Raw genomic sequence first — 12,505 nt, 5'->3', positions numbered from 1 at the left:
ACTTTTTAGCTAGAATACAACGGAAGCGATTAAACTCACGCTTTTAGGGCTAAAATGTGTTTGGGATGGTGTTTATCCTGAACAACCGTTCTTCATCTATCGGGGCGACCGATCCTTTGGGGAGATGTGAAATTTGGATATTGGAGCCAGTCTCAGAACTGTTCGAAAAATGAAAGGCTTATCCCAACGCGAGTTGGCTAAGCGTGCTGGTGTGACTAACAGTACGATTTCAATGATCGAAAAAAACAGTGTTAGCCCATCCGTCAGTTCTTTGAAAAAAGTATTGTCGGGTATCCCTATGTCTTTAGTCGATTTTTTCTCAATTGAAGCTTCAATTGAGTGTGAGCAAAAAGTGGTATATCGCTCCGATGAACTCCTCAACATAGGTACTGGGCCATTAGAATTCAAATTGATTGGTCGTGATTTTCCCAATCGAGCCATGTCGGTGATGAGTGAAACCTATCCACCGGGTTCGGATACGGGCGAGGAAATGCTGAAACACGAAGGTGAAGAAGCTGCCATGGTGATTGAAGGTAAGTTCGAGCTTACCGTTGGCGACGAGGTATATATCTTAGAAGCGGGTGATAGCTATTACTTTAATAGTGAGCTACCCCATCGATTTCGCAATCCCTTCGATGAGCCTTGTCGGCTGATCAGTGCTACAACCCCTGCTAATTTCTAATTGCGTAACGCTGTCCTAGATTGCCTAGGGTGGCGTTATCTTTGAGATCCCACCAGTTACTCACCATATTAGTCCGGCTTTGGATTGTAATATATCATTCAAAGTGTAAATAATATTTTTCAAATGAACTTAGGTTTTCAGTCTTTATCTTTGGCTAATTTTTATCCTGACAATACTGCTGGCGGTTGTTTTATCATCAAAAAACAAAGATTGTTAGTTTAAGTTTCTGTATTAAAACTAAAAATTACGCATTTAAATCAAACTATCATTAACAAGTGTTTAACCTCTTGCCTGAGGTTAAATTTCGGTGTACTGTGTGAAAAAATGAACATTAAAAATTAACTTGTTCATTGTACTCGTGAATAAATGCTTGGAAGGTGAGTTATGTCTACCCTGTTACCCCTTATTGGTGTTATTGCGTGTAACCAACGATTGGGTTCACACCCTTTTAATATTGTTGGCGAAAAATACCTATTAGGTGTGGTAAATGGTGCTAAGGGGTGGCCACTTGTGATCCCATCCTTAGGCGCGGACCAACCTATCGAAGCCATTCTGGCAAGACTTGACGGTATTCTGTTTACGGGTTCGCCCTCTAACGTTGAGCCACACCTTTATGCGGGGGTACCGAGTGAAGCCGGTACTCACCACGATCCTAAGCGTGACGCTACGACACTACCACTTATTCGAGCTGCCATTGCTGCGGGAGTCCCCGTGCTTGGGATTTGCCGTGGTTTTCAAGAAATGAACGTGGCTTTTGGTGGCAGTCTGCACCAGAAGTTACACGAAGTGGGCGGTTTTATTGAACATAGAGAAGATAAAGAGGCCTCGTTAGAGGTGCAATATGGGCCATCCCACAGTATTACTGTGGAGCCTGGGGGGGTCATTTACGAGGCTTGGGGCCGTAACTCTGCAGAGGTTAACTCTGTGCATACTCAAGGCGTGGAGCGCCTTGGGATGGGGTTGCGGCCAGAAGCTTGTGCTCCTGATGGTCTTGTGGAGGCTTTCTCCGTGATCGATGCCACTGAATTTGCCCTCGGTGTGCAATGGCATCCTGAATGGAAAGTAAGTGAAAACCCATTTTACCTCTCAATATTCAATGCCTTTGGCGATGCGTGTCGTCGTAGGGCTACAACTCGAGTGAAATAAAATGAATAAGCTAATCGCTTTTTTAAAAGAACGAAAAATCACAGAAGTCGAATGTGTTATCAGCGATATGACTGGTATCGCCCGTGGCAAAATTGCCCCAGTAGATAAATTTCTCGATGAAAAAGGTATGCGCTTACCCGAAAGCGTGTTGCTGCAAACCGTCACCGGTGACTTTGTCGACGATGATATCTATTACAGTTTGCTCGATGATGCTGATATCGATTTTGTCTGCGTTCCCGATGAAAATGCAGTATTTATGCTGCCTTGGACGATTGAAGCTACGGCGCAGGTGATCCACGATTGTTACGACAGAATGGGCAATCCTATCGAATTATCACCTCGTAACGTATTGAAAAAAGTGCTGTCTCTTTATGATGAAAAAGGCTGGGAGCCTGTTATTGCACCTGAGATGGAGTTTTACCTGACCAGTCGCAGCGATGATCACGATTTACCCCTCAAGCCGCCTATTGGCCGCTCAGGCAGACCGGAAGCGGGGCGTCAGTCTTTTTCAATTGATGCCGCCAACGAATACGATCCTCTGTTTGAAGATATGTATGACTGGTGCGAAATTCAGGGTTTAGATATTGATACGCTTATCCATGAAGATGGCCCAGCACAGATGGAGATTAACTTCAGTCACGGTAACCCGTTATCACTGGCGGATCAGGTATTTGTGTTTAAGCGCACTCTACGTGAAGCGGCATTAAAGCATAATGTTTGCGCTACCTTTATGGCAAAACCCGTAACCGATGAGCCGGGTAGTGCTATGCATATTCATCAAAGTGTGATTAACAAAGAAACGGGTAAAAATATATTTACCAACGAAGATGGTACACAAAGTGCGTTGTTTTTGAGCTATATCGCAGGGCTACAGAAATTTATCCCTGAACTCCTACCTTTGATGGCGCCAAATGCTAACTCGTTCCGTCGATTCTTACCGGGAACCTCTGCGCCCGTTAACTTGGAATGGGGTGTTGAAAATAGGACCTGTGGTTTACGTATTCCGGAATCTTCACCTCAAAATCGTCGTATTGAAAACCGCATTCCTGGTGCGGATGCTAACTGCTACTTAGCCATTGCTGCGAGTTTACTCTGTGGTTATATCGGTATGGTCGAGGGACTCAAACCCTCCACACCCGTTCAAGGTAAATCCAATGAAAGCCGGAGCAATAACCCACACTGCTTACCATTAACCTTGGAAGAGGCGTTAGCCGCGATGGAAGAAAGTGATGCCTGTAAGGAATATTTAGGTGAGTCCTTTACCACGGGCTTTGTGGCCGTCAAACAGGCCGAGCTTGAAAATTTCCGCAGAGTGGTGAGTTCGTGGGAGCGAGAATTTTTATTACTCAGTGTATAAAATGTTTTACATAGGTTGCACTGTTTTTGTTCAATATTGTCATGTTGTTAACGGATTCTAACGCCTGACAATGAGAACATTCAAACAGTGATTAAAAACTCTCTGCACCATTTTGGGTTGCTTGCTTAACTTTGGTGCAGAGTGCTTTTAACCTTAAGTGCTTACTTTGGATAAAGGGAAGATTTATCTGCTCTTTTGAGTGCTCATTCATTTAGTGTCTGTGTGTGCGGTGCTTGGGTCCTAAGAGTAAATACATAAAGTTGAACCTGTAAGTTTGGTTTTAACTGGCTGTTAGTTAATAACTTTGTAAGATGGTTGCAGCGGTTTCCCTAGGGGCTTGAGGCATTTGCCTTAATATTGCAAGATGTAGGGTGTTACGATAACTAGTCTATTTTTATGCTTGTTAATGCAAATATAGATTTAGATAAATTTGGCATGAAATCTGATAATCCCATTCATTGCAGCGACCTAGAGATGAAGGCATTATGGTGCTGTAGAGACTGCCGATGCGGTTTTTAAGGTGTAGCATTGGTCGAGAATAACAACAATAACCGAGCAGATGGTCGGTGACACAATTTCAGAATTGTTAAAGGCAATTCTGCTACCCGAGAAAGGAGAAAGCATGAAGCTATTTAATAAGATGACGACTTTGGCGCTAGTAACCGCAGGATCACTTGCCAGCGTAGCTGCTCAAGCTGAAGAAGTTGTGCGTGTATATAATTGGTCTGATTATATTGCAGAAGACACCTTAGAAAACTTCAAAAAGGAAACTGGGATTCGGGTGATTTACGATGTGTTTGATAGCAACGAAGTTGTCGAAGCTAAGTTATTATCTGGTCGCAGCGGCTATGACATCGTTGTCCCATCCAACCATTTCCTCGCTAAACAGATTAAGGCCGGTGCATTCAAGCCACTAGACCGCTCTAAACTCACCAATTTTAAAAACCTCAATGCTGACCTGATGAAGCTGTTAGAGAAGGCTGATCCAGGTAACCAATATGCAGTCCCTTATCTGTGGGGAACGAATGGTATTGGTTACAACATCAATAAAGTGAAAGCGGCTGTGGGTGAAGATGCACCATTAAATTCTATGGAGCTGATCTTTAACCCAAAATATGCTGAAAAAATCTCTAAATGTGGCTTTGCCATGTTAGATTCGGCCGATGATATGGTGCCACAGGCGATGATTTATCTTGGGCTCGATCCTAACAGTACTAAGGCCGAAGATTACGAAAAAGCCGGTGAGTTACTCGAAAAGATTCGTCCCTATGTGACGTATTTCCATTCATCACGTTATATCTCTGATCTCGCCAATGGTGATATTTGCGTGGCTTATGGTTTCTCTGGTGATGTGTTCCAAGCTGCTGCCCGCGCCGATGAAGCGGGTAATGGAAATAAGATTGGTTACTCTATTCCTAAAGAAGGCGCCAACCTGTGGTTTGATATGTTAGCCATCCCAGCAGACGCCACTAACGTGGAGAATGCTCACAAGCTTATCAACTACTTACTTCGCCCTGAGGTGATTGCACCTATCTCTAACTATGTGGCTTACGCAAATCCTAACGATCCTGCACAGCCCTTAGTCGATGAAGCGATTCGCAATGACCCAGCGATTTATCCACCAAAAGAAGTATTAGATAAATTGTATATTGGCGAAATTCGTCCATTGAAAATCCAACGTGTATTAACTCGCGTCTGGACCAAAGTGAAATCTGGCCAATAATCGACATGGGGCAAGCACAGCTTGCCCCTTTTGATAAACAAGACAATGGCTGCTCCTTTGGACATTAAGTCTGCAAGATTAAATCTCTATTCATTAATTCATTGTGTAAATCTCAAGTGTTGAACGTGTTATCACATCAATACTCGGGTGGAGAAGTACTATGGCAAGCACCTCGGGCGTCACCAATAAACCCACTACAAAGACGCAAGAAAAAGTCCTGCTTAAGATTGAGCGGGTCAGTAAGCTGTTTGATGATGTGCGTGCAGTTGACGACGTATCATTGACGATCAATAAAGGCGAAATTTTTGCCTTACTTGGAGGCTCAGGCTCGGGTAAGTCTACCTTGTTGCGTATGCTCGCGGGGTTCGAAAGACCGACCTCTGGGCGGATTTTTCTCGATGGTGAAGATATTACCGATCTACCGCCTTATGAACGTCCGATCAATATGATGTTTCAATCCTATGCGCTATTTCCCCATATGACAGTGGCACAAAATATCGCCTTTGGTTTAAAGCAAGACAAGTTACCGAAAGCTGAAATTGAGCAACGCGTACAGGAAATGCTCAAGTTGGTACATATGGAGCAATACGGGAAGCGTAAACCGCATCAGCTTTCTGGTGGTCAGCGCCAACGGGTCGCCCTTGCTCGATCTTTGGCAAAACGTCCGAAATTATTATTGCTTGACGAGCCAATGGGTGCACTAGATAAAAAACTACGTACTCAGATGCAGTTAGAAGTGGTTGAAATCCTCGAACGTGTTGGTGTGACCTGTGTGATGGTGACCCATGATCAGGAAGAGGCCATGACCATGGCGGGCCGGATCTCGATTATGAGTGATGGTTGGATAGCTCAAACCGGCTCTCCTATGGATATCTACGAGAGTCCAAATAGTCGCATGATTGCCGAATTTATCGGTTCAGTGAACCTCTTTGGCGGTGAGATTGAAGTGGATGAAGTTGACCATCTCATCATTAAACCCAATGATTTAGTACAGCCTTTCTATGTGGGTTACGGGGTAACCACCAGTGTTGAAGAAAAACACGTATGGCTAGCTGTCCGCCCTGAGAAAACCATTATCAGCCGTGAACAACCTGAAGGTGAATACAACTGGGCTAAGGGCATAGTGCATGATATTGCCTATTTAGGTGGGATCTCGGTGTACTACATTCGCCTTGAAAATGGTCAGATTGTGCAATGCAGTATGACAAACCGTGAACGCCGCGCCGACCATGCAACCTGGGATGATGAAGTGTTTATCAGTTGGGAGGACACCAGTGGCGTGGTGTTAAGATCATGAAGATAAAGTCCAAACTTAAATGGCTTAAAGGACGCTTCTGGACGATAAGTCTACCTTATACTTGGCTATTGCTGTTCTTCGCCTTGCCCTTTGCCATTGTCCTTAAAATTAGTTTCTCTACGGCGGCGATTTCAATTCCGCCCTATGAGGCGACTTTTCAATATGCAGATGATGTACTAAATATCTTCCTGCATTTGGGTAACTATTTGATGTTGCTAGATGATTCGCTGTATTACACCGCGTATCTTAGCTCATTAAAAATGGCGCTCATTTCAACCATTGGTTGTTTGATCATTGGTTATCCTATGGCCTACGCCATTGCCCGTGCGCCAGCAAGGTTGCAAACCGTGCTGTTGTTATTGGTGATGCTACCTTCCTGGACCTCGTTCTTAATCCGCGTTTATGCCTGGATGGGGATCTTAAGTAACACGGGGATTATCAATAACACATTGATGTGGTTAGGAGTCATTTCTGAGCCATTGCAAATCTTGAACACCAATATCGCCGTCTATATCGGGATTATCTATGCCTATTTGCCCTTTATGATCTTGCCGCTGTATGCGACCTTAGTGAAGTTAGATATGAGCTTGATTGAGGCTGCTTCGGATTTAGGATCAAGCCGGATTAACACTTTCTGGAAAATTACTTTTCCTTTATCCAAAAGTGGGGTGATTGCTGGATCGATGTTGGTATTTATTCCGGCAGTAGGCGAGTTTGTGATCCCTGAACTGCTCGGCGGACCAGATTCGTTAATGATAGGTAAAGTGTTGTGGCAGGAATTCTTCAATAACCGTGATTGGCCTATGGCCTCATCACTGGCGATTGTGATGCTGGCACTACTGATTATTCCTATTACCTTATTCCATCGCTATCAAGCACGTAGTTTGGAGAAAGACCTATGAAAAAGCTGAGTTTTTCTTCTGTAATGCTGTGGTTTGGGTTGTTCTTTTTATACGCGCCTATGCTGATTCTAGTGATCTATTCTTTTAACGAATCCAAGCTTGTGACAGTGTGGGGCGGTTTTTCACCTAAGTGGTACGGCGAGCTATTTGCCGATCAGCAGATCCTCGACGCCGTGTGGACCAGCCTAAGAATTGCGTTTTACAGCTCTACTATGGCGGTGATTATCGGCACTATGGCTGCCTTTGTGATGACGCGGTTTAAGCGTTCATGGGCCAAGCTCACCTTGTCGAATATGATCACAGCGCCCTTGGTTATGCCCGAGGTCATCACGGGTTTGTCATTATTGCTGCTATTTGTGCATTTGGCAGATCTTTTAGGTTGGCCGAAAGAGCGCGGCATGGTGACAGTATGGATTGCCCATTCGACCTTCTGTGCGGCCTATGTGGCTGTGGTGGTGTCTTCAAGATTGCGTGAGTTAGACATGTCAATCGAAGAGGCGGCAATGGATCTTGGTGCAACGCCGCTTAAGACCTTCTTCCTGATCACTGTGCCTATGATTTCGCCAGCATTAGTGGCGGGGTGGTTGTTATCCTTTAGTTTGTCACTCGATGACTTAGTGATTGCAAGCTTTGCCTCAGGCCCCGGTGCGACGACCTTACCTATGGTGGTGTTCTCCTCGGTGCGCTTGGGGGTATCGCCTAAGATCAACGCCTTGGCAACACTTATCATTCTGTGCGTGTCGTTAATCGCTTTCCTGTCGTGGTATATGGCAAGACGCGCCGAAAAACGTGAACGAATGCCGCTTAACTAACGTGTACTAACATACACAAATAAGCGGGAATTCCAGTGCTGAGATTCAAGAGCAGAGTGAGCAAGCACTGAGTCGAAATATCTCGCGAAAAGGATGGCCTTGATACCAAAGGCCATCCTTCTCTCTTCCCGCCAAGTCTTCTTATCTGTACCTCTACACTCAATTTTCAAATCTGTTTAACACATAAAGGACACATTGTTTGAAATATCAAACATTGTGTAAATTATTGTGCTTTTATGGCTAGTGTTTCCCGATTTGAAGGTGTAGGATGTGATAGTTGTTTAAAATAATGAACATAAAAATCAAGGGAACATCATGTCAGCCATACCTCACACTGGATCATATTATGCGGCATCGGCCAACGATAAGGTTGAGCGCGCGCGTTTACAGGAATCGATTGAAGCCGATGTTTGTGTGATTGGTGCGGGGTATACAGGCCTGTCTGCCGCACTGCATTTACTCGAATCGGGTTTTAGTGTGGTGGTGCTCGAAGCGGCGCGAATTGGTTGGGGAGCCTCGGGGCGTAATGGCGGACAAATCGTCAACAGCTATAGCCGTGACATTGATACCATTGAAAAAACCGTTGGCAAAGAACAAGCCAAGCTCTTTGGTCAAATGGCCTTCGAGGGCGGACGCATCATCCGTGAACGTATCGCTAAGTACAACATTGACTGCGATCTCAAAGATGGCGGCGTATTTGCGGCGATGAACGAAAAGCAAATGGGCCATTTACGCCATCAAAAGCAGTTATGGGAAAGCCATGGTCATGTTGGCAAGCTTGAGATGCTCGATGCAAACAGCATTCGAACTGTGGTAAATACTGAGCGCTATGTCGGCGGTATGTTGGACAAGAGCGGCGGCCATATTCACCCGCTGAATTTAGCCTTGGGTGAAGCCCGTGCAGTAGAATCCCTTGGCGGCAAGATTTTTGAAGACTCAGCGGTGCTGCGGGTCGATGAAGGCGATAGTCCTGTCGTACACACCGCTAAGGGCAGTGTAAAAGCCAAGTTTGTAGTGGTGGCAGGTAACGCTTACCTCGGTAAACTTATGCCTGAATTACAAGCTAAATCAATGCCCTGCGGCACCCAAGTGATCACCACAGAGCCCTTGGATGAAGAGTTGGCTGCAAGTCTGTTGCCCCAAGACTACTGCGTCGAAGATTGTAACTATCTGCTTGATTATTTTAGGCTGTCTGGTGACAAGCGCCTGATCTACGGTGGTGGTGTTGTTTATGGTGCCCGCGATCCTGCGGATATTGAATCCCTGATTATCCCGAATATGCTCAAAACCTTCCCGCAGTTAAAAGGGGTTAAGGTTGATTACGCTTGGACGGGTAACTTTTTATTGACCTTATCGCGTTTACCACAGGTCGGCCGTATTGGTAAAAATATCTATTATTCACAGGGTTGTAGCGGCCATGGCGTTACTTATACCCACTTGGCAGGCAAGTTAATTGCCGAAATGCTCAATGGTCAAGCCACGCGTTTCGATGCTTTTGCGGCGCTGCCCCATTATCCCTTCCCCGGCGGACACGCCTTACGTGTGCCTTTTAGTGCGTTGGGAGCATGGTATTACAGTCTAAGAGATAAATTAGGTATCTAATTTATTTGAATTTTTTATACGAGGTAAGGCATTACCTCGCAGCGAGAGGAATTTCCTGTGTTGTTAAAAGACCCGAGTCTGCTGCGTCAGCAATGTTATATCAATGGTCAGTGGTGCGATGCGCAGTCAAAAGAAACTGTCGTTATCGCTAATCCGGCGACGGGCGCGGTGATCGCCAGTGTCCCTGTGATGGGGCAAGTCGAAACGCAAGCGGCGATTGCGGCAGCTGAAGCGGCATTGCCTGCATGGCGAGCACTTACCGCAAAAGAGCGTGGTGCCAAGCTGCGTCGCTGGTTTGAATTACTCAATGAAAACAGTGATGACTTAGCGCTAATGATGACCACTGAGCAGGGCAAACCCCTTGCCGAAGCGAAGGGTGAAGTCACCTACGCCGCCTCCTTTATCGAATGGTTCGCCGAAGAGGCGAAACGCGTCTATGGCGATACGATTCCTGGGCATCAGGGCGATAAACGCATCATGGTGATCAAGCAGCCCGTGGGCGTGACCGCGGCTATTACTCCTTGGAACTTCCCAGCGGCGATGATCACCCGCAAAGCCGCACCAGCACTGGCTGCCGGTTGTACTATGGTGGTGAAACCTGCGCCGCAAACGCCTTTTACCGCATTAGCCTTAGCCGTGCTTGCCGAGCGTGCCGGGATCCCCGCGGGTGTGTTCAGTGTGATCACTGGCGATGCTATCGGCATTGGTAATGAGATGTGCAGCAACCCAGTCGTGCGTAAGTTGTCTTTCACCGGCTCGACCCAAGTGGGCATTAAGTTAATGGAGCAATGCGCGCCGACTCTGAAGAAATTATCTTTAGAATTAGGCGGTAACGCGCCATTTATCGTATTCGATGATGCCAATATCGATGCGGCAGTCGAAGGCGCCATGATCGCTAAGTATCGCAATGCGGGGCAAACCTGTGTCTGCGCTAACCGCATTTATGTTCAGGCGGGTGTGTATGACGAATTTGCCCGCAAGCTCAGCATTGCCGTGGGCAAATTAAAGGTCGGTGAGGGGATTACTGAAGGCGTCACTACGGGACCGCTTATCAATCGAGCGGCGGTCGAAAAAGTCCTGAGCCATCTTGAGGATGCGCTCAGCAAAGGGGCGACTGTGGTTGCGGGCGGTAAGCCCCATAGCTTAGGCGGTAACTTCTTCGAGCCCACGGTACTGACGCATGTCGATAGCAGTATGCGCGTGGCCCGTGAAGAAACCTTTGGCCCACTGGCGCCGCTGTTTAAGTTTACCGATGTGGACGATGTGATTAAGCAAGCCAATGATACCGAGTTTGGGTTAGCGGCTTATTTTTATGGCCGTGATATCTCCTTAGTGTGGAAAGTGGCCGAGGCATTGGAATACGGCATGGTAGGCGTAAACACTGGGTTGATCTCCACCGAAGTCGCGCCGTTTGGCGGAATGAAATCCTCAGGGCTCGGCCGAGAAGGCTCTAAGTTCGGTATCGAAGAATATTTAGAAATCAAATATATCTGTATGTCTGTTTAAGTGACTGACGCTTGACAGGCAATGCGACTTCAGCAAGTTGGGAATGCAAGTAAGGAACACAAAATGAGCACAACTAATGATTCATTGATGGCACGTCGCCAAGCCGCTGTAGCTGGTGGAGTGGGTCAAATTCACCCAATTTTTACTGCCCGCGCTGAAAACGCGAGTGTGTGGGATGTTGAAGGTCGAGAGTTTATCGACTTTGCAGGTGGTATTGCTGTGCTCAACACTGGGCATTTACATCCTAAAGTTAAGGCGGCTGTTGCGGCGCAGCTTGAGGACTTCTCCCACACTTGTTTTATGGTGCTGGGTTATGAAAGCTATATTCAAGTCTGTGAAAAACTGAATCAGTTAGTGCCGGGGGATTTTGCCAAGAAGACGGCCTTATTCACCAGCGGTTCAGAAGCGGTTGAAAATGCAGTTAAAGTTGCTCGGGCATACACTAAGCGGGCGGGCGTGATTGCCTTTACCTCGGGTTATCATGGTCGCACTATGGCGGCACTGGCATTAACGGGAAAGGTCGCGCCTTACAGTAAAGGCATGGGGTTAATGTCTGCCAACGTGTTTCGCGCTGAATTCCCCTGTGCGCTCCACGGCGTATCCGATGATGATGCTATGGCTTCAATTGAGCGCATCTTTAAAAATGATGCGGAGCCAAGTGATATTGCCGCAATTATTCTCGAACCTGTGCAAGGTGAGGGCGGATTTTATGCCGCATCTCCCGCATTTATGCAGCGTTTACGGGCGCTCTGTGACCGCGAAGGCATTATGCTGATTGCCGATGAAGTGCAAACGGGGGCGGGTCGCACAGGGACCTTCTTCGCGATGGAGCAAATGGGCGTGAGTGCTGATATCACCACCTTTGCGAAATCCATTGCTGGTGGCTTCCCACTCTCAGGTATTACGGGTAAAGCTGAAGTCATGGATGCCATTGGCCCCGGTGGCCTTGGCGGCACCTACGGCGGTAACCCGCTGGCCTGTGCGGCGGCGCTTGCCGTACTTGAGGTGTTTGAAGAGGAAAAGCTGCTTGAGCGTGCCAATGCGATTGGCGAGCGGATTAAGTCGGCGTTAAATACCATGCAAGTCGAACATCCACAAATTGCCGATGTGCGTGGTCTAGGGGCGATGATCGCCATTGAATTAATGGAAGATGGCAAACCTGCACCTCAGTACTGTGCTCAAATCTTAGCCGAGGCTAGAAACCGAGGATTGATTCTCCTCTCCTGCGGCACCTACGGAAACGTGCTGCGTATTTTGGTGCCATTGACAGTGCCAGACGAGCAGCTCGCTGCGGGGCTGGGCATTCTTAAAGCCTGCTTCGATGCCGTGTTAAAAGGTTAATAGCCATAAAAAATCCCGCTTAGGCGTAATGCCGTTCACTTAAGAGTGAACGGCATTTTTCTTTGGTCTAACCGGAAACTTGTTTTTGCTCATTTTAAGGACTCGTGGATATGCCCTTTCCCGTTTACCATCCAGCT

10 protein-coding genes are annotated in these 12,505 nt (G+C 46.8%); all 10 read left to right on the top strand.

All coding sequences use genetic code 11. The annotated features are described in order from the left end of the window. Window positions 1-133: 133 nt before the first annotated feature. A complete protein-coding gene (locus tag M0413_RS11715; RefSeq protein ID WP_037415400.1) occupies window positions 134-682 on the top strand; it encodes a cupin domain-containing protein in 549 nt (182 codons plus the stop codon). 384 nt (window positions 683-1,066) lie between these two features. Continuing rightward, window positions 1,067-1,828 carry a gamma-glutamyl-gamma-aminobutyrate hydrolase family protein gene (locus M0413_RS11710; protein WP_037415404.1) on the top strand — a complete coding sequence of 254 codons (762 nt, stop codon included), beginning with the start codon at window positions 1,067-1,069 and terminating at the stop codon, window positions 1,826-1,828. A gap of 1 nt (window position 1,829) precedes the next feature. Next, on the top strand, window positions 1,830-3,185 hold the full coding sequence (locus M0413_RS11705) for a glutamine synthetase family protein (protein ID WP_037415407.1): 1,356 nt from the start codon (window positions 1,830-1,832) through the stop codon (window positions 3,183-3,185). A gap of 622 nt (window positions 3,186-3,807) precedes the next feature. Next, complete coding sequence (locus M0413_RS11700; RefSeq protein ID WP_037415411.1) at window positions 3,808-4,908, top strand: polyamine ABC transporter substrate-binding protein; 1,101 nt, start codon at window positions 3,808-3,810, stop codon at window positions 4,906-4,908. A gap of 160 nt (window positions 4,909-5,068) precedes the next feature. Beyond that, complete coding sequence (potA, locus tag M0413_RS11695; protein WP_037428537.1) at window positions 5,069-6,205, top strand: polyamine ABC transporter ATP-binding protein; 1,137 nt, start codon at window positions 5,069-5,071, stop codon at window positions 6,203-6,205. After that, on the top strand, window positions 6,202-7,107 hold the full coding sequence (locus tag M0413_RS11690; protein WP_037415417.1) for an ABC transporter permease subunit: 906 nt from the start codon (window positions 6,202-6,204) through the stop codon (window positions 7,105-7,107). The genes potA and M0413_RS11690 overlap by 4 nt, the downstream gene beginning before the upstream one ends. Then, a complete protein-coding gene (locus M0413_RS11685) occupies window positions 7,104-7,919 on the top strand; it encodes an ABC transporter permease subunit (protein WP_037415420.1) in 816 nt (271 codons plus the stop codon). Before M0413_RS11690 ends, M0413_RS11685 begins: the two co-directional genes overlap by 4 nt. 315 nt (window positions 7,920-8,234) lie before the next feature. Continuing rightward, window positions 8,235-9,521 (top strand): NAD(P)/FAD-dependent oxidoreductase, encoded by a 1,287-nt coding sequence (locus M0413_RS11680; protein ID WP_249554327.1) that lies wholly within the window; start codon window positions 8,235-8,237, stop codon window positions 9,519-9,521. Between the two features lie 57 nt (window positions 9,522-9,578). Then, window positions 9,579-11,027 (top strand): NADP-dependent succinate-semialdehyde dehydrogenase, encoded by a 1,449-nt coding sequence (gene gabD / locus M0413_RS11675; RefSeq protein WP_249554324.1) that lies wholly within the window; start codon window positions 9,579-9,581, stop codon window positions 11,025-11,027. A gap of 63 nt (window positions 11,028-11,090) precedes the next feature. Then, entirely contained in the window at window positions 11,091-12,368 is a 1,278-nt protein-coding gene (gene gabT, locus M0413_RS11670; RefSeq protein ID WP_249554322.1) for a 4-aminobutyrate--2-oxoglutarate transaminase, read from the top strand. Window positions 12,369-12,505: the final 137 nt, after the last annotated feature.

The organism is Shewanella sp. 8A (genome assembly GCF_023475945.1).
GTDB classification, from domain to species: Bacteria; Pseudomonadota; Gammaproteobacteria; order Enterobacterales; family Shewanellaceae; genus Shewanella; species Shewanella xiamenensis.
This window is presented reverse-complemented; position numbering and strand designations above follow the sequence as displayed.